Source organism: Blastococcus sp. HT6-30, assembly GCF_039729015.1.
GTDB lineage: Bacteria > Actinomycetota > Actinomycetes > Mycobacteriales > Geodermatophilaceae > Blastococcus.
In genome coordinates, this window is sequence record NZ_CP155792.1 from 1196432 (window position 1) to 1216854 (window position 20423).

16 protein-coding genes and 2 tRNA genes are annotated in these 20423 nt (G+C 72.0%); 9 read left to right on the forward strand and 9 right to left on the reverse strand.

Going from position 1 to position 20423, the window contains the following annotated elements:
- Window positions 1-4: 4 nt before the first annotated feature.
- Window positions 5-1480 carry an MFS transporter gene (locus tag ABC795_RS05750; protein ID WP_347059968.1) on the reverse strand — a complete coding sequence of 492 codons (1476 nt, stop codon included), beginning with the start codon at window positions 1478-1480 and terminating at the stop codon, window positions 5-7.
- A gap of 129 nt (window positions 1481-1609) precedes the next feature.
- Between ABC795_RS05750 and ABC795_RS05755 the strand changes: the two genes are divergently transcribed.
- Together ABC795_RS05755 and ABC795_RS05760 are read left to right on the forward strand one after the other, a co-directional pair.
- Window positions 1610-3649, forward strand: coding sequence for a cation:proton antiporter (locus ABC795_RS05755; RefSeq protein ID WP_347059969.1), 2040 nt, complete (start codon window positions 1610-1612; stop codon window positions 3647-3649).
- Window positions 3650-3856: 207 nt separating this feature from the next.
- Complete coding sequence (locus ABC795_RS05760) at window positions 3857-4453, forward strand: hypothetical protein (protein ID WP_347059970.1); 597 nt, start codon at window positions 3857-3859, stop codon at window positions 4451-4453.
- A gap of 138 nt (window positions 4454-4591) precedes the next feature.
- Here ABC795_RS05760 and ABC795_RS05765 read toward each other — a convergent pair whose 3' ends face one another.
- The 7 genes from ABC795_RS05765 to ABC795_RS05795 all read right to left on the reverse strand — a co-directional run bounded on the left by ABC795_RS05765 (window position 4592) and on the right by ABC795_RS05795 (window position 12266).
- On the reverse strand, window positions 4592-5110 hold the full coding sequence (locus ABC795_RS05765) for a hemerythrin domain-containing protein (RefSeq protein WP_347059971.1): 519 nt from the start codon (window positions 5108-5110) through the stop codon (window positions 4592-4594).
- Between the two features lie 793 nt (window positions 5111-5903).
- Window positions 5904-6092 (reverse strand): hypothetical protein, encoded by a 189-nt coding sequence (locus ABC795_RS05770; RefSeq protein ID WP_347059972.1) that lies wholly within the window; start codon window positions 6090-6092, stop codon window positions 5904-5906.
- Window positions 6093-6154: 62 nt separating this feature from the next.
- Complete coding sequence (locus ABC795_RS05775; protein ID WP_347059973.1) at window positions 6155-6895, reverse strand: HAD family phosphatase; 741 nt, start codon at window positions 6893-6895, stop codon at window positions 6155-6157.
- Complete coding sequence (locus tag ABC795_RS05780) at window positions 6892-8376, reverse strand: mannitol dehydrogenase family protein (RefSeq protein WP_347059974.1); 1485 nt, start codon at window positions 8374-8376, stop codon at window positions 6892-6894. The genes ABC795_RS05775 and ABC795_RS05780 overlap by 4 nt, the downstream gene beginning before the upstream one ends.
- A gap of 1038 nt (window positions 8377-9414) precedes the next feature.
- A tRNA-Gly gene (locus ABC795_RS05785) sits at window positions 9415-9488 on the reverse strand.
- A 335-nt stretch (window positions 9489-9823) separates the two neighbouring features.
- Window positions 9824-10210 (reverse strand): hypothetical protein, encoded by a 387-nt coding sequence (locus ABC795_RS05790; protein ID WP_347059975.1) that lies wholly within the window; start codon window positions 10208-10210, stop codon window positions 9824-9826.
- 118 nt (window positions 10211-10328) lie between these two features.
- Window positions 10329-12266, reverse strand: coding sequence for an alpha/beta fold hydrolase (locus tag ABC795_RS05795; RefSeq protein ID WP_347059976.1), 1938 nt, complete (start codon window positions 12264-12266; stop codon window positions 10329-10331).
- A gap of 207 nt (window positions 12267-12473) precedes the next feature.
- Between ABC795_RS05795 and ABC795_RS05800 the strand changes: the two genes are divergently transcribed.
- The 6 genes from ABC795_RS05800 to clpX all read left to right on the forward strand — a co-directional run bounded on the left by ABC795_RS05800 (window position 12474) and on the right by clpX (window position 18838).
- The gene (locus tag ABC795_RS05800) at window positions 12474-13928 is read left to right on the forward strand and encodes an amidase (protein ID WP_347059977.1); all 1455 of its coding nucleotides are present in this window, start codon (window positions 12474-12476) and stop codon (window positions 13926-13928) included.
- An 89-nt stretch (window positions 13929-14017) separates the two neighbouring features.
- Window positions 14018-14091: transfer RNA gene (locus ABC795_RS05805), tRNA-Pro, on the forward strand.
- A 132-nt stretch (window positions 14092-14223) separates the two neighbouring features.
- Entirely contained in the window at window positions 14224-15693 is a 1470-nt protein-coding gene (gene tig / locus ABC795_RS05810) for a trigger factor (protein ID WP_347059978.1), read from the forward strand.
- A gap of 325 nt (window positions 15694-16018) precedes the next feature.
- Complete coding sequence (locus ABC795_RS05815; RefSeq protein WP_347060688.1) at window positions 16019-16618, forward strand: ATP-dependent Clp protease proteolytic subunit; 600 nt, start codon at window positions 16019-16021, stop codon at window positions 16616-16618.
- 20 nt (window positions 16619-16638) lie between these two features.
- Entirely contained in the window at window positions 16639-17265 is a 627-nt protein-coding gene (locus tag ABC795_RS05820) for an ATP-dependent Clp protease proteolytic subunit (RefSeq protein ID WP_347059979.1), read from the forward strand.
- 298 nt (window positions 17266-17563) lie between these two features.
- Window positions 17564-18838: an ATP-dependent Clp protease ATP-binding subunit ClpX gene (clpX, locus tag ABC795_RS05825; RefSeq protein ID WP_347059980.1), complete on the forward strand. Its 1275-nt coding sequence runs from the start codon at window positions 17564-17566 to the stop codon at window positions 18836-18838.
- 115 nt (window positions 18839-18953) lie between these two features.
- Here clpX and ABC795_RS05830 read toward each other — a convergent pair whose 3' ends face one another.
- Window positions 18954-19865 (reverse strand): DUF559 domain-containing protein, encoded by a 912-nt coding sequence (locus ABC795_RS05830; RefSeq protein WP_347059981.1) that lies wholly within the window; start codon window positions 19863-19865, stop codon window positions 18954-18956.
- Between the two features lie 26 nt (window positions 19866-19891).
- Between ABC795_RS05830 and ABC795_RS05835 the strand changes: the two genes are divergently transcribed.
- Window positions 19892-20404 (forward strand): DUF1697 domain-containing protein, encoded by a 513-nt coding sequence (locus ABC795_RS05835; RefSeq protein WP_347059982.1) that lies wholly within the window; start codon window positions 19892-19894, stop codon window positions 20402-20404.
- The last annotated feature ends 19 nt before the right edge of the window (window positions 20405-20423 follow it).

The following is a 20423-nucleotide window of genomic DNA, read 5'->3' on the forward strand; positions in this document are numbered from 1 at the left end:
GCAATCAGGACGGGGCGGCGTCTCCGCTCGGTGCCGGTGGCCGGAACTGCGCCTGTGCACCGTCCGCCTGGGGAGCGCCCAGCGGTCGCCGGACGTACCCGACGGCGAGCGCCGAGCCGGCCACCAGCAGCGCGGCCAGGATGAGCAGCGCGGCGCGGAACCCCTCGGCGAAGGTCGCGGGCTCGGTGTAGTCGTCCCCGCCGAGTCCGGCCGCGACGGGGACGACCGCCACCGCCAGCAGCCCGGCCGCCCTCGCCACGGCGTTGTTGACCCCTGACGCCACGCCGGCGTAGCGGTCCTCGGCGGAGTCGAGCACGGTCGCCGTCAGCGGGGCGACCAGCAGCGTGAGGCCGACGCCGAACAGCGCGACGGAGGGGAGCACGTCGCCCAGGTAGGAGGCGTCCGGCCCGATCCGGAGCATCAGCAGGACGCCGCCCGCGGCGACCAGCGGCCCGGCGGTGAGCAGCGCCCGCGGCCCGATCCGCTGGGCCAGCGCCCCGACGCGGGCGGAGAAGACGAGCATCAGCCCGGTGACCGGGAGCAGCGCGGTGCCGGCCAGCAGCGGGCTGTACCCGGACACCACCTGCAGCTGCAGGACGAGCAGCACGAACAGCCCACCGAGGGCCGCGTAGACGAACAGGGTCACGGCGTTGGCAGCGGCGAACTGCCGGTCGGCGAAGAGCGCCGGGGGGACCAGCGGGTGCTCCGACCGGCGCTCCACCCCGACGAAGGCAGCGAGGGCGAGGGCCCCGACCGCGCCGAGGAGCCAGGTGCCCGTGCCCGCACCACCGTCCCCCGCTGCGGTCAGGGCGTAGGTCAGGGCGCCGAGACCGGCGGCGACCAGCGCCGTTCCGGCCCAGTCCAGCCGGGGAGCGGCCGCCGGGTCGCGGGACTCGGGTACGTGCCGGGCCGCGACGGCGACCACCAGCGCGGCCAGCGGCAAGTTGATCAGGAAGACTGCCCGCCAGCTCCACTCCACCAGCCAGCCACCGACGAACGGCCCGATCGCGGCGGCGACGCCGGAGAGCCCGGACCACGCCCCGACCGCGGCGGCCCGGTCCGGTCCGGAGAACGACGCGGAGATGATGGCCAGGCTCCCCGGGGTGAGCAGGGCCCCGCCGACGCCCTGGAGGGCGCGGGCGGCCACGAGGGTGCCGATGTCCGGCGCCAGGCCGCACAGTGCCGAGGCGGCGGCGAACCAGCACACCCCCACGATGAAGACCCGGCGGCGTCCGAACCGGTCGCTGAGCGAACCGCCGAGCAGGATCAGCGCGGCGAGCGTCAGGGTGTAGGCGTTCACCGTCCACTGCAGACCGGCGAAGTCGGCGCCGAGGTCGGTACCGATCCGCTCCAGGGCCACGTTGACGACCGTCGCGTCCAGCATGGCCACGCCCGAGCCGAGGACGGTGGCGAGCAGCACCCAGCGCCCGTGGGCCGTGCCCATGCGCAGCCCCGGGCCGGTCACGGAGGGGTCGGCCACGAGCGCACCTCCTCCACCGGCTGCCGGCAGCAGCGCGGGTTGCCTGCCGCACTCCAACGCCCGGTGTGAACAGGGATTCCCCGGCCGGCGGTCCCGGGCGGCGTTGCAGGGACGCGCAGAATGGCGGGCATGGCGCCCGAGGCAGAGCTCGTCATCGCGGCCGGCGAGGTACCGGGGTACCTGGGGCCGACCGCGGCCCTCGTCGTCGCGGCTGCGGTGATCGGCTACCTGTCGGCCCGCGCCCGGGTGGTGCCGATCGTGGGGTTCCTGGTGGCCGGCGTCCTGATCGGCCCGGCGCAGCTCGGCATCGTCGAGAACGGCGAGGCGGTGGAGGCCGCCGCCGACATCGGCGTCATCCTGCTGCTGTTCACCATCGGGATCGAGTTCTCCCTGGAGCGGCTGGCCCGGGTCTGGACCTGGATCGCCGTCGCCGGTGGCCTGCAGCTGCTGCTGGCGACCGGTGCCGGTCTCGGGCTGACCCTGGCCGCCGGTGGGAGCTGGCGCGACGGGCTGTTCACCGGGTTCCTGCTGGCCCTCTCCTCCACGGCCATCGTGCTGAAGCTGCTCGGGGAGCGGCGGGAGACCTCCGCGGTCCGGGGCCGGCTGGCGCTGGCCGTGCTCATCGCCCAGGACCTGGCCGTGGTGGCCATGGTGCTCGTCGTCCCCCTGCTCGGACCCACCGCGGACGGCGAGGGCTCCGGTGGCGGCTCGCTGCTGTGGGCGCTGCTCACCGCGGTCGCGGTCATCGTCGTCGTCCTGGTGGTCGCCCGCCGGGTGATGCCCGCGCTGCTCGACGTCGTGGCGCGGGCCTGCTCCCCGGAGGTCTTCCTCCTGGCGATCGTGGCGATCTGCTTCGGCACCGCCTACCTGACCGCGCTCGCCGGCGTCAGCGTCTCCCTCGGCGCCTTCCTGGCCGGCCTGGTGGTGAGCGAGAGCCGGGCCAGCAGCCAGGCGTTCGCCGAAGTCCTGCCGCTGCAGATCGTGTTCAGCGCGGTCTTCTTCGTCTCGGTCGGCATGCTCCTGGACGTACGGTTCATGCTCGCCAACCTGCCGCTGGTGCTCGGTGCCGCGGCCGTGGTGCTGGTCGTGAAGACGCTGACGACAGCGCTGGCCGCGACCGTCGCCGGGATACCGGTCCGCACCGCGGTGGCCACGGGGCTGCTGCTGGCCCAGGTCGGCGAGTTCTCGTTCGTGCTGCTGACCGTGGGCACTGCGGCGGGGCTGGCGCCGCTGGGGCTCGGGGACGAGGGCTCGCAGGTGGTCGTGGCGACGACGGTGCTGCTCATGCTGCTCACCCCGCAGCTGGCCGCGGCCGGCGCCCGGATCGACCGGTCCCGGCGGGCCTCCCAGGCTGACAACGCCGCGCAGGACGGTGGTCGGGCCCGCGACCACGTCGCGATCATCGGCTGGGGCCCCACCGCCCTCGACCTCGCGGCGACCCTGCGCAGCCGGGGAGTGGACGTCGTGATGACCACGCTCAACCCCGACGGGGCGATGCAGGCAGAGGCTGCCGGGCACTCGGTCGTGCGCGGCGATCCCACGAAGGGGGAGATCCTGCGGACGGCGGGGGTGCCCGAGGCCCGGCTCGCCGTGGTCGCCGAGGACGACCCCGAGCAGGCGGTACGGGTCGTCGCGGCCGCCCGCGCGGTCACGCAGGCCCCGATCCTCGCGCGGCCGCTGGGTGCGGTCGACGTCGCCGAGCTGGCCGACGCCGGCGCCGACCACATCCTCGACCGGGACCGCCTCTCCGGCCAGGCGCTGCTGCGCTCGGTCCTCACCGAGCTGGGGCACCCGGTCGTGCCCCCGAGCCGGGGCCGGACCGTCGTCGACACCGGCCGGGTGGTCCGGTACGCGTGGCCCCAGGTGAGCGGCTGCGGGCACGGCGCGGCGTCCCGGCCGGTGCTGCCCCGGGCGTCCGGCTGCGTCGGCTGCCTGCATGAGGGCACCGAGTGGGTGCACCTGCGCACCTGCCTGAGCTGCGGCTACGTCGGCTGCTGCGACTCCTCGCCGCGCCGGCACGCCCGCGCGCACGCCGCCGCCGGCGACCACCCGCTGATCGCCTCGGCCGAGCCGGGGGAGAGCTGGGGCTACTGCTTCGTCGACGAGGTGACCGTGCCCGCGCCGGCCGGCGCGGCGCCGGAGGCGGAGTCCTCGCCCGCGTCGCAGTGACCGGCCGCCGAGGCGCGGGGCCGTACCTCGGCGTGCTGGTCGTCCGAGACGCGGGCCGGCGCGAGAAAGCACACGGCCGACCGCGGTGGGGCGATAGCGTCCCGAGATGAGCCCGACACGGCCGAGTGCGTCGAGGATCAGCCAGGCCCCTCGTCAAGATGCGATGTACGTCGATCGCACGGGGGACCGCGCCGAGGACCGGCAGCAGTGGCGGTCGACGCGGTGAGGGGTGCTGCGGGGCGGAGCGAGGCCAAGCCGGCACGCGACCACTTCGACCGGTGGACCCTGGCCATCGCTCTGGCGGCGCTGCTCGTCTCGCTCGGCGGCGTCGCCGTGGCGCTGAGCGTGAAGACGGCGGAGGACGAGCGACTGCGGATGGAACTCGCCCGGCAGGTCGTCTTCGTCGTGGTGGAGGGCGAGCCGCAGATCGGCGCGCCCGGCAGCAAACCGCCGGTCGGCGAGGCCGGCTACGTCGTCGCCAACTTCGGCCCCTTCCCCGTCGAGGAGGTGGTGATCGAGACCGGGCCCGAATCGGTGCTGGCGCCGGTTCCCGGGCTCACGGAAACGCTCGACCCCGTCGTCGAAGCCGTCCGCATCGGAACGCTCGGCCCCTGCCAGTCGGCGAGCATCTCGGGCCGGGAGTACCGCCGGGTCCTGTTCACCGACGTGGAAGGCGTGCGCTGGAGCCGCGGTCCGGCTGAGCCACCTACCGAGCAGTTGCCGGACGAGAACGTTCCGCGCAACTACCCCGACATCCGGACGCCGGCGCAGTGGGAGCTCGGCGCGCTGGACCACTGCGGATGAGAGGACACCCAGGCTGCGGGATTCTTGATTGCTCCGCCGGCCCGAATGCGCGATCACCACCGGCTCGAGGATGTCGCGGTGGAACGACTGTGACCGCGGCGGATCAGACGGAGCGCTGACATCGGAGCCCGCTCGTCGCTAGAGGGACGGGTCACCCTCCGGCACCTCGGTCGCGATCACCTCTTCCACCTCCGCGTCTTCGCCGGACAGCCCCTCGGCCTCCTCGTGCTTGTCATGGAACGCCAGCCACTGCATCCCGAGAGCCTCGCGCTGCCCCTCGTCGACAGCCTCCTTGAAGGGCGGAAAGAAGTCCGTCTCCTCCTCGGCCATGTGGTCGGCGTTGACCTGCCGCGCGTTTCGCACCGCCTCCCACCAACCATCGCTGCCGACCTCGTGCTCCCCGACGGCGGCCGCGGCGTGCCGGATCTCGTTGTGGTCGTGGACGCCCTCCGCGGTCTCCTGCTCGCCGTCCGCCTCCTGGGCGAGCAGCGGGTAGAACAGCTGCTCCTCGGCCACGGCGTGCACCTCGAGCTTGGCGTGCAGCGCCTCCCAGGCGGCGGCGAGCTCCTCGGCGGGCAGGTCATCGAGCGCGGTGAAATCCCGCCGGAAGACCTCGTGCTCGGCCAGGACCAGGGCGGTGATTTCGAAGTCGGACATGCCCGACCCTTTACCCGTCCGACTGCGCGTTAGCCCGGCTCTTCAAGTCTTTGCCGCCGGTGCCCCTCGGGATGCGAGCGGTTGGGCCCCTGATGTGCAGTTCCGGCGAACGGGTACGACAGGTCGGCCGAGGTCGCTCGGGTGGGCGCCGGCTGTATCGGCGGACTGCGGCCCTGGAGCTCGTCCCTCGGCCATGCCAGGAAGAGCAGTCAATGCCAGTGGCTGGCGACGAACAGAGGTCGGCATTCCTGACGCGCGGAAGCGGCGCCGACGTCCTCCTGAGCCGGACAGGTGGGCGGCACGAGAGCTGGCCACAGCGTGGAGCGGGTGACCGGGATCGAACCGGCACGGCCAGCTTGGAAGGCTGGATGACTCCAGCGGTAAACCCCCTGGTGAGAGCCGCTTCAGGTGGACGGCCGTGCCTTCCGCGTGCCTTAAGCCGATCCGATGACCGAACTGCTCCACATCGTCGCCGGCCCCACGGCGCCCCGCTCCGACCACGCGGCCGAGGGGGAGCGGCCCTTGAAGCCATGACCTACGGGCTTCGCACTGGCCGCGGATACTTCTGACGCCTCCTCGATTTTGTACGGATGGGGGCTTCGCCGGCGAACAGCAGACCGCCACCGCCCGGCCCGTCGCGAGCCGACAACGGAGACGGTCGGTCGCGGGCCAGGTGCAGATGAGCGCGCACCGGCCCAACCCTCGCCGTAAAGCGCGCCGTGACTGAGCCGCGCTCAAGGGCGTGGCATCGCCAGACAGTCACTGCGGCCCCTGACGTCCGTCCGGGGAGCGGCTACTCCCGCACGACCCACAGCTCGGTCGGTCCCTGAGTGGTGTCCTGAATCTGTATGGGCTCGAACCGTTCGTAGACGCCGAACCAGCGGGGGCCGTCGTAGACGAGTACCGCCGACTCCAGCAACTCCGCCGGCACGTCGTCGACTTCGCCGTGCCGTGGACCGCCCCAGTGGAAGGCCAGCGACATGCCCGGGACGGCAGCGGTGTCAGTCGACCGCGGCGGTGCGTTCCGTCTGGCACCTCCCTGGGTCAGCACAGCAGTCGCTCCGCGTCGGCCCACGACTCGACGACCGCGGCCACCCCGGCCTCGCGCAGGGCCTCGGTGCGTTCCCGCCGGTCGGCACCCGGCACGAACTGCAGGATGCCGATTGTCGGGTAGCCGGCGGCCACCGCCGAGAGGGCGCCGTTCACCGAGTCCTCGACGGCGACCGCCTCGGCCGGGCTCACCCCGAGCGTGGCCCCGGCGTGCAGGTAGACCGCCGGGTCGGGCTTGCTGGTCGGTTTGGCCAGCGAGTCCTCGGCGCTGAACCTGCGATCGGCGTCGAAGAGCGCGGCGAGGCCGGTCACCTCGAGACAGGCGGCCAGGCGGGACGAGGCGCTCGAGGTGACCGCCGCGAGGGCGAACCGATCGGACAGGCGCTCCAGCGGCCCCTGCACCGCGGGGTCGGGGCGCAGGACTGTGCGGAGGTGGGCGGTGACGACGTCCTTCTCCTCGGTCACCCAGCCGTCCAGATCGGCGCGGGTGAGCTGCCGGCCGTAGCCGGTGGCGAGCTGTGCGGCGGCGGCCCGGAAGTTCTTGCCGTTGGTCATCCGCTGCAGCTCCTCCGGGGCGAAGGCCCGCTCCGCCCCCAGGCCAGCGAGGAACCGGTTGGTGACGTCGGCGGACGCCGCGTACGCCGGCTCCTCGGAGGGGAACAGCGTGCCGTCGGCGTCGCAGAGCAGAGTGGTCGCCGCGGTCAGATCCAGAGGGAGGAATCGCTGGACGGTCATGCGTCCGCACCAGAGGCGAGGAACTCCTCGATGACCTCGCGCGGACCGTGCCGGTCGAGCGCGGACAGCGCCCGCTGGACGCAGCCGGCGAACTGGGGATTCTGGCCGATGGAGTCGAAGATCGACTGCTCCGAGAGCAGCGGCGCTGCGTCCCCGCCCGCCTCCTGCGCGATGGGTACCAGGTCGGGGCGGGGACCCTGGACCGGCACTTCCTCCCCGGCGTAGTCGGCACCGCGCAGAAACCTGAGCCAGCCGGCCACCGCAAGGCACAGCAGGTGGTGCGGGCGGCCGTCGTCGATCGCCGCACGCACCGAGGGCAGGATGTAGTTGGGGATCTTGCTCGAGCCACGCCGACCGAGGCGCGCGAGCTGATCGGCCATGCGGGGGTTGGACAGCCGGTCGAGCAGTGCGGCCTGGTACTCGGCGAGGTCGACGCCCGGCGGCTCCGGAAGGGACGGCGCGATCTCGTCGGCCATCAGCCGGGTGAGGTAGCTGCGGAAGACCGGATCCGCCATGACGTCGGCCGTCGTGCGGTGCCCGGCGAGGTAGCCCAGGTAGGCGATCGCGCAGTGGCCGGCGTTGAGCAGACGGGTCTTCACCGTCTCGTAGGGAGACACATCGTCGACGAACTGGACACCGACCTCCTCCAGCGGTGGGCGCCCGTTGCAGAAGAAGTCCTCCACCACCCACTGCCGGAACGGCTCGGCGACCACGGGCCACCGGTCGTCGACACCGGTCGCGGCGACGATCACGTCCCGGTCCTCGGGCGAGGTGCTGGGCGTGATCCGATCGACCATGCTGCTGGGGAAGGCGACGTGCTGCTCGATCCACGCGGCCAGGTCGTCGTCCCGCAACCTCGCGAACGTCACCACCGCGGTGCGGGCCGCCGTCCCGTTGGACGGCATGTTGTCGCAGGAGAGGACGGTGAAGGGCGGCAGGCCGGCCTTCCGCCGACGGTCCAGCGCCTCGACCAGGTAGCCGAACACCGTCTCCGGGGAGCCAGGGTCCTCGAGATCCCGGACGACGTGCGGGTCCTCGGCGTCGAACTCACCGGTGTGCGCATCGATGCGGTACCCGGTGCTGGTGATGGTGAGCGTGACCACGCGGGTGCGCTCGTCGGTCAGCGCCGCCAGCACCGCCTCGGGGTCGTCGGGGGCGTAGAGGTAGGCGGTCAGCACACCGACAACGGTGGCGCAGTCGCCGTCGGCCGCCCGCTCGATCACCGTGTAGAGCCGGTCCTGGCCTTCGAGGACCTCGCCGATGGCACGGCTGTGCAGGCCGACGCCGAGCACGCCCCATTCGGTCGATCCTCGACGGGCCAGCTCGTCAAGGTAGACCGCCTGGTGGGCGCGGTGGAAGCTGCCGACGCCGATGTGCACGATGCCGGCCCGCAGCGCGGCGCGGTCGTAGGTCGGGACGGAGACCTCCGGCGGGAGGTCGCGGAGGGTGCGATGGGAGAGGGGGACGGTGGGAGCCGCCACCCGGGGCAGAGCAGACATCATGAGGAGCTCTCGACAGAGGGGCGGGACGGGGTGGCTGTTCACCCATCGCCGCGCTGTGGTCATGCCCAGCGGTTGCCGTCCCAACCCAGGAGCGTCGCAGGTGTGGTCCATCCCTCGGCCGGTGGGCAGGAATTCAGGACTTTGACCCCACGGCGACGTCCCACCACCTCGGCGGCACCGTGCCCGCCCTGCCCTCCCTTCGCCCAGCCAGCAACGCGCTGCCGCGCGTCCGGACCGACGTGCCAGCCCAGCGTCGCGTCCATCGTCGTGGTGTCGAAGAGGAGCCGAGCCAGTTCGGCGACCGCGTCACGCGGATCGGGGACGGTCGGTCAGCGGAGAAGGCGGTGGTGGTCATGTGGTGCCGGACCCATCTGATGGGCCGAAGGCGAAAGTGATGGGCCGAAGGCGAAAGGCTTCTCGACGACAGAGCTGTGCACCCTCGAGGGATTGAGGGCAGCTCGTCGGGTCGCTGCTGTATGAGCCGGCGAGCCTGACCCGTGGACCTCGGATGCCGACGGCTGCGAGTACGCCCGAGGCTACGCACCCCGGGGCCGAGCTACCGGGCCGGCTGCAGCTCTGACCTGCTCCAGCGAATCGCTGCGCCGAGGAACCTGGTGGTCCCCCAGGTTGGGCCAGCGCCCCTCGCTCCGCACGTTCGCTGGGGACAGCACGATCGGTAGGCACGTTCAAGTGCTGGCTGGCTTGCACTACGCCACCCCCATCCGGGGCGGGGTCACCGCCGCCAACTTCACCGCGGACAGGACCACCGGAACGCTAACTTCCGGGCTAGGCGACACCGTCGCAACACCTTCGGTCAGTCGGGCCGCCAGGTTCAGCGAACGGTGCATCGATTCCGCACTGCGGACTCGCTGCACCGCCATCCGTGCCTTACCCGTGCCTTAAGCACCGGCCAATCCCGGTGGCCAGCGGTCAACAGGGGTTCGCACCGCTAAGGCACGGAAGGAGCGGGGCTGCCCGGCTGAGCTGCGCAGACGGGCATCCGCCCTCGTCAGGATGTGGAGCGGGTGACCGGGATCGAACCGGCATGGCCAGCTTGGAAGGCTGGGGCTCTACCATTGAGCTACACCCGCGAGACAGCTGCCCGCCGATCGTGACCGGTGGGCCGGAGTCCGCACCGAGGGTAGCGCTTCCCAGGAACGCCGCTCTCGCCGCGTCGCCCGCGGCACCCCGGTCTCCTCCTTCCGGCTGATCGACTCCGCCGTCTCGGCTCGTACGGTGACCGGGTGAACGCGCTGCCGCGCTCGCTCTGGCGCGAGCCGAGGCCGCCGGACGCCCCCGCCCGCGGCTGGCGGGACTGGCTGCTGGCCGCCCCGAGTGGCTGATCCGCCGTCGTCCGGCCGGCCGGCTCGTCCCGCCACCGGGCCTGCGGACGGCGCCGGTCGAGCAGTTCGGGTGACCGGCGGCGTCAGCCGTCTCCACGGTCCTGAGCGGGATCGACGTCCCCGATCAGGAGGCGCTGCCGCGCGACCTCCGCCCGCACCGCGGCCAGGTCGCCGGCCGAGCGCAGCGCATGCGTCAGCGCCCCCGCGCTGTCCGCCCGGGCCGCGCGCGCGAGGCTGTCGAGCAGTTCCTGCAGCGCGCCGTCCCGCTCGCCGTGGTGCACCAGCCGGGCGACGTCGTTCACCGTGCTGCGCACGTCCTGCACCAGCAGCGGTAGCTCACGCACGGCGTAGCCGACCAGGACGGCCAGGTCGAACGGCAGGCGCACCAGCGCCGCGGCCGCCGGCAGCACGCCGAACCTCGGCGGCGGTGGGGGAGTGGCCGGGCCGAGGCCGTCGTCGTCGATTTCCACTGCGAGGCCTCCGTCCGTGGGGCGCGCTCCGACCGTCCGGGGGCTGGGCTCGCGCCTCTCCGGCAGGCTAACGGCGGGCGAAGCCTTTCGCGGATCGGACGGGGACCGGGCACCCGGTTCAGGACAGCGGGGCGAGCGCTTCGACGGCTGGCAGGAAGACCTCCTGGCGGTGGACGTCGTTCCGCGCCGGGCTGGTCGTCAACTGAACCAGCAGCAGGCCGTCCGGGCCGTCGGCGAGCGCCAGGTCGACGCTCTGCCCGAGGTCGTCCAGCCGGTAGAGCCGCCACGTGAACGACTCGGCCGACAGCTCGCCGACCGGCTGGGGTGGCTCCGTGAGCCCCATCTGCACGCCGACCGTCTGGAGCAGCTGCTCGGCGGTGGCGCCGGGCACGACCCGCTGGACCAGCGACGCCAGGACCGACTCCTGCCACACGCCGGGGATCACCTCCGTCCAGTCCTCCGGCCGCAGCCCGGTGAGACCGAGCTCCTCGCTCTCGAACGACGTCATCTCCACCTCGATGTCGTCCGCGGTGAAGGCGGGTGAGTCGATGTCGTCGACGCAGTCGGTCGCCGGCTGGCTGCCGGGATCGTCCAGGAAGTCCGCGGCGATCCGCACCGCGCAATCGTGACTGGGCAGGGCTCCGTGCCCGGTGAACGGGAACCGGACGAAGTAGCTGTTGGGCAGCTGCTCGGCGATCTCCTCGCCCCAGCGCGGCGGCGTGATCGGGTCCAGGCCGCCGGCCAGGATCAGCGCGGGGATCTCGCTGGTCACCGGGTCGTTCGCCCCGTCGCCGGGCTCCCCGGCGTCCCAGGAATCGCAGACGTCGAAGACGCCGGGTCCCAGGGTCGGCGCGCCCTCGAAGAAGCCCTCGACCAGCGGGTGCTCGGCGGCGGCCGCGGCCACCTCCTCCCTGGTGCCGAAGGCGACCTCCTCCTGGCACTGCACGGCCAGCTGCTGGCCGATGCTGACCAGCTCCAGCTGCTGGGAGAGCGCCCCGAGCAGCAGACCGATCGTGCCGAACTCGCCGTCGTCCGCGGCGGTGATGATCTCCGGCAGGTGCGCCAGCAGCTCGGTCGAGTAGAGGGTCTGGAACAGGAAGCCGACGAGCGAGTCCCCGTCGAGTTCGTCCTCGATGCGCTGCCCGTTCGTCGGATCGATCACGGTGACCGGCGCCGGTGAGGCGTTCAGCTCCTCGACCAGGCTGGTGAACGTCTGCTCGAGGTCGGAGTACTCGGCGGCGCACCCGGCGTCGTCGGCGCAGGCGGCGAACAGGGCCTCCATGGCCCGGACGGCGTTGCCCGGTGTCTCCTCGTAGAGATCGGCATCGACGGGGTAGGCGGCATCCAGCACCACCGACCGGATGCCGTCGGGGTGGTCGCGCATCGCGGCTTGCGCCAGCCGGGTGCCGTAGGAGATCCCGTAGAGGTTCCACTCGTCGTAGCCGAATGCGACGCGCAGGTCTTCGAGGTCGGCGGCCGATGCCGCGCTGTTGTAGTCGGCGAAGTCGATGCCCTCGTCCACCAGGCGCTGCCGGCACTCATCCAGCGACCGCACCGCCTGCGCCTCCAGCTCCTCCGGAGGCAGGTCCGAGCCCAGGGACTCCCGGACCCATGAGCTGTACTCGTCGCAGGCCAGCGACGGCTCGGTCAGCCCGGTGCCCCGCTGGTCGACGAGCACCAGGTCCCGGTTCTCCGTGAGCGGCTCGTAGAGCAGGCCGAACGCCTGCGGCACGAGTTCCAACGTGCTCTGGCCCGGTCCTCCCGACAGGTAGACGACGGGGTCCTCCGCCGAGCTGTCGGCGGCGCTGCGGACGATCGCGAACGCTAGTTGGATCTCGCCGGCGTCCGGGTCGTCGCGGTCGGCCGGGACGGGCAGCGTGCCGCACTCGATCTCCACGCCCGCCGGTACGTCGAACTCGCAGGCGCCCATGTCCACGCTGCCGGCAGTGGCCGGGGGGGAGGTGTCGCCGTCCGTGGCGTCGTCCTCGCCGGTGCTCGTGCACGCGCCCACGAAAAGCATTGGCACCAGGAAGAACGCTGCTCGACGACCGTTCATGGCCTCGCTCCGTGTCCGTCGGAGAACCGGGCCGCGTGGGTACCACGGTTTCCCGACCTCGCTGCAGGCTGCCGGCGTACTCCGCCGCTGCTCAGGCCATGATCCAACTACAGATGGTGGTGACCGCACATCCGGCGGGCTGTGGCGCCCGGGGTCGCCAGCCCTGGGATCGGTCGCCTGTCGGTGATCGCCGCTACGGTGCCGGACGTGACCGAGACCACGTGGCTCGACGCCACCGCGCAGGCCGACCTCGTCCGCAGCGGGGAGGCCACTCCCGCCGAGCTGGTCGACGCCGCGATCGAGCGGATCGAGCGGGTGAACCCGCAGCTGGACGCCGTCATCCGCGACCGGTTCGATGCCGCCCGCGCGGAGGCACGCGGCGACCTGCCCGACGGCCCGTTCCGCGGTGTTCCGATCCTGCTCAAGGACCTCGGCTGCCACGTCGCGGGGGAGCAGACCAACTACGGCACCTCCTTCCTTCGCGACGCCGGGTATCGCTGGCCGGTCGACAGCCACCTCGCCTCGCGCTTCCGGGCGGCGGGCTTCGTCGTCCTCGGCCGCACCAACGTGCCCGAGTTCGGCACGACGATCACCACGGAACCGGTCGCCCACCCTCCGGCCCGGAACCCGTACGACACCGGCCGGTCGACCGGGGGCTCCAGCGGTGGGTCGGCGGCCGCCGTCGCCGCTGGCCTCGTACCGCTCGCCCACGCCAACGACGGCGGCGGCTCGATCCGCATCCCCGCTGCCGAGTGCGGCCTGGTCGGGCTGAAGCCGACGCGGGCGCGGGTCAGCCAGGGCCCCGAGGTGGGGGAGAGCTGGGCGGGCGCCACCATCGACGGCGTCGTCACCCGCACGGTCCGCGACACCGCCGCCGTCCTCGACGTTCTCAGCGGGCCCATGCCGGGCGATCCGTACGTCGCTCCGCCGCTGCCGCGGCGTCTCGCCCAGGAGGTGGGCCCGCCGGTGGGCCGGCTGCGCGTCGGCCTGCTGGACGCCCAGACGGGAGAGCAGTACCTCGACGACCCGGCGTGCCGGGTGGCGGTGGAGCGCGCCGGCCGGCTGCTGGCGGAGCTGGGCTGCGACGTGGAGCCGGGGACGCCGGGCGCGATGTTCGACCCGCAGTTCCCGCGCTTCTTCACGACCACCATCGCGGCGGACGTCGCCCTCACCCTCTCCGCGCTCGAGCGCTCTGTCCTCGGCCGGCCGGTGGACGACGGAGAGCTCGAGCCGCGCAACGTCTTCTACCGCGCCGTGGGCCGCAAGCTCTCTGCCGAGGACTACCTCGCTGCGCGCAAGTGGCTCGGTTCGTGGAGCCGCCGGATGTCGGAGTGGTGGGCCCCGGCGGAGTTGGGCGGCCAGGGCTTCGACCTGCTGGTGACGCCGACGATCGCCGCCCCGCCGCCGGAGCTCGGCTGGATGACCGCCGCCGGGCACCGGGAGGAGGGCCGGCGGATCAACAGCCTCATGCCCTACACGGCCCAGTTCAACGTCACCGGCCAGCCGGCGATCAGCCTGCCGCTGCACTGGACCGACGAGGGGCTGCCGGTCGGCGCCCAGCTCGTCGCCGCCTTCGGCCGCGAGGACGTGCTGGTGCGCGTGGCCGCGGCCCTGGAGGAGGCCGCGCCGTGGGCCGACCGCCGTCCCGCGGTCTCCGCCTGACGGCCGGTCTCGTCCGGGCGGCGCAGGAGTGGGGGAGAGCCCGGGGCCCGCTGTCCGGGGAACCCCGTCCGCCTAGACTCGGGCGGCCACGGGGTGTGGCGCAGCTTGGTAGCGCACCTGCTTTGGGAGCAGGGGGCCGCAGGTTCAAATCCTGTCACCCCGACCGGACGAGCGCGATGCCCGCATCCCGCCACCGCGCGTGTGCCTCCGACGTCTCTAGACTCGGGGGTCGACCCGGCGCCACGACACCGTGGGCGCCTGCACACCCACTGTCTCACCGAGGAGCACTGCCGCTGTGAAGAGCACCATCGAGGAACTGGGCCCCACGCGGGTCCGGATGGCGATCGAGGTGCCCTGGGGGGACCTGGACCACGCATTCGGTGAGGTCTACAAGGAGCTGGGCAAGCAGGTCCGCGTTCCCGGGTTCCGCCCCGGCAAGGTGCCCAACCGCGTCCTCGACCAGCGCATCGGGCGCCCCGTCGTCCTCGAGCAGGTCGTGCAGCACGCCGTTCCGGAGATCTACTCCGAGGTCATCCGGGAGAACCAGGTCCGCGTCCTGGGCCAGCCCGACATCGAGGTCACCCGCCTCGACGACAACGACACCCTCGCCTTCACCGCCGAGGTCGACGTCGCCCCGCAGCTCGAGCTCCCCAGCCTGGACGACCTCGCCGTGACCGTCGACGACGTCGAGGTCACCGACGAGGAGATCGACCAGCAGGTCTCGGTCATGCGCGAGCGCTTCTCGATGCTGACCGGCGTCGAGCGCGCCGCCCAGGACGGCGACTTCGTCTCCATCGACCTCGAGGCCAAGCTGAACGGTGAGGTCCTCGAGGACGGGTCGACCACCGGCATGTCCTACGAGGTCGGCTCCGGCAGCCTCATGGAGGGCCTCGACGACGCCGTCCGCGGGCTGTCCGCCGACGAGTCGAAGACCTTCGAGACCGCACTGCTCGCCGGCCCCAACGCCGGCGAGACGGCCGAGGTCACGGTCACCGTCCGCTCGGTGAAGGAGAAGGAGCTGCCCGAGCTGGACGACGAGTTCGCCTCCACCGCCAGCGAGTTCGACACCCTGGACGAGCTGCGCGAGGACGTCCGCACCCGGCTGGCCCGCTCGAAGGTGATCCAGCAGGGCGCGCAGGCGCGCGACAAGCTGGTCGAGCACCTGATCGAGACCATCGAGGTGCCGATCCCGGAGAACCTCGTCGACCGCGAGATCGAGTGGCGCAACCAGGCCTTCGAGCGGGAGCTCGCGCAGGCCGGCATGGACTGGGACGCGTTCCTCAAGATGTCGGGCGTCGAGAGCCGCGAGGAGTACGAGGCCGACCAGCGGAAGAACGTCGAGGAGGCCGTCAAGACGCAGTTCATCCTCGACGCCATCGCCGACGCCCGAGAGGTCACCGTCGCCAACGACGACCTCTCGGCGCAGATCATGGCCCAGGCGCAGCGCAACCGGATGAGCCCGGAGCAGTTCGCGCAGCAGCTGCAGCAGGGCGGCAACATCGCCGAGTTCGTCGCCGACGTTCGCCGCACCAAGACACTGGCCCAGCTGCTGGAGCAGACGACGATCACTGACGCGTCGGGCAATCGCGTCGACCTCGAGGCCCTGCGCCCGAAGACGGTGCAGGCGCCGGCCGAGGACGAGGCGACCGGGGACGAGGGCACCGGGGACGCCCCGGCCGAGGGCGAGGACATCGGCGTCCAGGCCGTCGCGAGCGAGGCCGCCGAGGGCGCCACGGAGAACACCGAGGACGTCACCAAGGCCTGAACGAGGACCTCGTCCTCCTCGCCCTTCGCAGGCTCAGGGCGAGCCTCTGGACGAGGCCGTACGCGACGACGCCGCCTTCCCGACCGGGGAGGGCGGCGTCGTCGCGTTCCGGCGCTGCGCCGACGGCGAACACCGCCCGCACGAGGACTGTCCCGTCGCAGGTCCGCGTTAGGGTCGACAGGACTCAGGCGATCGCCGGGGGGTACCGCCTCCCGGAGGGCCGTTCCGGTCCCCGCACCACTTCGAGACCTATGCCACGACGCGTCCTACGGAGGTCACCGCACCCGTGAGCACCACCGACCCGATCCTGGCGAGCGCACCCATCATGCGTGGCGCCGGCGGAATGATGAACCTCGGCGACTCCGTCTACGAGCGCCTGCTGCGCGAGCGCATCATCTTCCTGGGCACCCAGGTCGACGACGTCATCGCCAACCAGCTGGCCGCCCAGATGCTGCTGCTGTCCGCCGAGGACCCCAAGCAGGACATCCACCTCTACATCAACTCGCCCGGTGGCTCAGTCAGCGCCGGCATGGCCATCTACGACACGATGCAGTTCATCGACTGCGACGTCGCCACCTACGGGATGGGCCTGGCCGCCTCGATGGGCCAGTTCCTGCTGACGGCGGGCACCAAGGGCAAGCGCTACGCCCTGCCGCACGCGCGGATCATGATGCACCAGCCCTCGGCCGGCGTCGGTGGCACGGCGGCGGACATCGCCATCCAGGCCGACCTGTTCCGCCGCACGAAGAGGGAGCTCAACGAGCTGCAGTCCTTCCACACCGGGCAGAGCGTCGAGCGGATCAACGAGGACTCCGACCGCGACCGCTGGTTCACCGCCCAGGAGGCCCTCGAGTACGGCTTCGTCGATCACGTGGTGAGCAAGGCCGCCATGACCGACAGCGCCAACCCGGTCTCCGACAACTGAGCGCCCGAGGACACAGACAGATGAGCTTCGAGATGCCCTCCAGCCGCTACATCCTGCCCTCCTTCGTGGAGCGCACGAGCTACGGCATGAAGGAGTCCAACCCCTACAACAAGCTCTTCGAGGAACGGATCATCTTCCTCGGGGTGCAGATCGACGACGCGTCGGCCAACGACGTGATGGCCCAGCTGATCACGCTGGAGTCCGCCGATCCCGACCGCGACATCACGATCTACATCAACTCGCCCGGCGGCTCGTTCACGTCGCTCATGGCCATCTACGACACGATGATGTTCGTCCGGCCCGACATCCAGACCGTGGTCATGGGTCAGGCCGCCTCGGCCGCCGCCGTCCTGCTCGCGGCCGGGACGCCGGGCAAGCGCCTGGCGCTGCCGTACTCGCGCGTGCTGATCCACCAGCCCTCCGGCGAGGCCGGCGGCCAGGTCACCGACCTGGAGATCCACGCCGCCGAGATCGAGCGGGTGCGGGTGCAGATGGAGGAGATCCTGGCCCGGCACACCGGCCGGTCCCAGGAGCAGATCCGCACCGACATCGACCGCGACAAGATCCTGACGGCCGCCCAGGCCAAGGAGTACGGGATCGTCGACCAGGTGATCCAGAGCCGCAAGCTCAACGCCCTCCAGTCCTGACCGGCCGGTACGGGCCGGGGGCGCGCGTGACGCGTGTTCGGCCCGTACCGTCGGAGGTCTGAGGGCACGACGGGACAGAAGTGGGACGGCCGGCGATCCGGGTGAGTCATTGCCCGACCTCGCCGGAGGTGGCAGGTACGTTCGGCGAACGCCCGATCCCCGGCCGGAAGCGCCGGGAGGAGAGCCTCGCGGGGCAGCCTGTCAGCGAGGTCGAGCAGGGGCAGCAGACAAGCAAGCAGGGTCCAACCCGCGGGTACCTGACACCAGGACCGGCGACTGTCGAGGTGGAGGTCAGCAGGTGGCACGTATCGGTGAGAGCGGTGATCTGCTCAAGTGCTCGTTCTGCGGCAAGAGCCAGAAGCAGGTCAAGAAGCTCATCGCTGGCCCCGGGGTCTACATCTGCGACGAGTGCATCGACCTCTGCAACGAGATCATCGAGGAAGAGCTCTCCGAGTCGTCGGACCTGAAGTTCGACGAGCTGCCCAAGCCCAAGGAGATCCACGACTTCCTCGACCAGTACGTCATCGGCCAGGACAAGGCCAAGCGGACGCTCTCGGTCGCGGTCTACAACCACTACAAGCGGATCCAGGCCGGCGGTGACCGCGCCTCCCGCGAGGACGCCGTCGAGCTGGCGAAGTCCAACATCCTGCTGATCGGCCCGACCGGGTGCGGCAAGACCCACCTCGCGCAGACCCTGGCCCGGATGCTGAACGTCCCGTTCGCCATCGCCGACGCCACCGCGCTCACCGAGGCCGGCTACGTGGGTGAGGACGTCGAGAACATCCTCCTCAAGCTCATCCAGGCCGCCGACTACGACGTGAAGCGGGCCGAGACCGGCATCATCTACATCGACGAGGTCGACAAGATCGCTCGCAAGAGCGAGAACCCGTCGATCACCCGCGACGTCTCCGGCGAGGGCGTGCAGCAGGCGCTGCTGAAGATCCTCGAGGGGACGACGGCGTCGGTGCCCCCGCAGGGTGGCCGCAAGCACCCGCACCAGGAGTTCATCCAGATCGACACGACGAACGTGCTGTTCATCGTGGGTGGCGCCTTCGCCGGCCTGGAGCAGGTCATCGAGGCCCGCGCCGGCAAGCAGGGCATCGGCTTCGCCGGCGAGATCCGCGGCAAGCAGGAGATCGAGGACGCCAACGCCTTCGCCGAGGTCATGCCCGAGGACCTGCTGAAGTTCGGCATGATCCCCGAGTTCATCGGCCGGCTCCCGGTCATCACCAGCGTGCGCAAGCTGGACCGTCAGGCGCTGATCAACATCCTGACCCAGCCGAAGAACGCCCTGGTGCGCCAGTACCGGAAGCTCTTCGAGCTCGACGGCGTAGAGCTGGAGTTCACCGACGACGCGCTCGAGGCGGTCGCCGACCAGGCGATCCTCCGTGGCACCGGCGCCCGCGGGCTCCGCGCGATCATGGAGGAGGTGCTCCAGTCGGTCATGTACGACATCCCCAGCCGCGAGGACGTCGCCTCCGTGGTGATCACCAAGGAGGTCGTGCTGGAGCACGTCAACCCAACCATCGTGCCGCGCAAGCCCACCCGCGCCCCCCGCGAGAAGTCGGCGTAAGCACAGCGTCCTCGGCGAGCCCGTCCCCGTGAGGGGGCGGGCTCGCTGCGTTGCAGGGCGCGCCAGGGTCGGGCGTTGCCCCGTCATCGGGCATTCCACGCTGCCGGATGTCCGGTCACGGGACGACGCCCAGGCGACGGCGGTAGGTCTCCGCGATCTGCGCGCGGCAGCCTTCCGGGTCGGAGGTGGCCCGCCGGTAGCTGAACCGCAGCGTCTGCCACCCGAGGACGGCCAGCGCGGCGTCCCGGCGGAGATCCCGCTCGCGCGCCTGCTCGGAGCCGTGGAACGCCGCGCCGTCCAGCTCGACGGCCAGCCGCACCTCCGGCCAGGCGGCGTCGACGAACACGGGCCCGTCCGGCAGCGCGATCCGGTACTGGCGCCGGCACTCCGGCACACCGGGGACGGTGAGGATGTGCCGCAGGCCGAAACTCTCCAGCTCGCTGTGGCTGCCGCCCTCGACCAGGCGCAGCAGTTCCGCGAGCTCCGCCCGCCCGGGCAGGTTGCGCCGGTCGTTCAACTCGATGACCACGGCCGGCGTTCGCACGCGCCGTCCCGGCACCGCCTGCAGCACGACTCCGCGCACCACGCCCGCACGCCCCCGCCTGGCGCCAGGCCGGTGCGCATCCCCCCAGGAGTCCACCAGCGCCATGGCCACCGGGGTGGTGACGGGGCCTCGCGCGGTGGTGAGACCGAACGGCCTCCGGCTCCGGTGCACCCGGAGCCGGCGTGACGTGCGCACGCGGCAGCTGGGCGGCACGGTGACCTTCAGCCGGGTCACCTCGTGCATCAGCCCGTGCGCGGCCAGCGCACTGCCGTGGCTCAGTGGCCCACCGCAGTACGACGTGGCCGCGTGCGCCCGCACCGTCCAGTCGTCCACCAGCTCCGGCACGGTGACCCAGCCGGGATGCAGCCGCACGAGCCGCCCGGTGGCCAGCCAGCGGCCGACGGTCCGGGGGGCCACCTGCTCGGAGAGCCACGCCGTCGATGCGACCCGTGTCGGGCCCAGCAGCTGGAAGACATCGTGCACCGGCACAGAGTGCGGGGAAACGGCTCGTGTCCGGCGCCGCGCGGGGCAACCTGTGGATGGCCGAGCTGGCGTTGCCCCGCAGCCAGTCTTTCCGAGCCCCGGAATGTCGGGTACTGGGACGACGCCCGACGGCAACGCGTTCAGGGCCCGCCGACAGCCCGCTGGGGGAGGGGGAGCTGGCCGCCGAACTGACCAAGGCCATCGGCGAGGAGTTCGGTCTCGACGTCCCCGTCGTGGTGCGGACCGCCGACGAGCTGGCCGCCGTCCTGGCCGCCGACCCGTTGGGCCACGTCGCCACCGACCCGGCCCGCTACTCGGTCACCTTCTTCGCCGAGCCGTTGCAGCCCGAGCGCGTGGCGGCGCTCCCGCCCGGCGACGGCGGGGACTACGTGGTGCGCGGACGCGAGCTCTACCTCTGGTTGCCCGACGGCATGCAGCACAGCCCGATGGGCGGGTGGACGTGGGACCGGCTGCTCGGCGCCGCGGGGACGAACCGCAACTGGAACACCGTCCGGAAGCTGGTCGAGCTGACCCGCTGACCGGGGGAGCGTGCAGCGA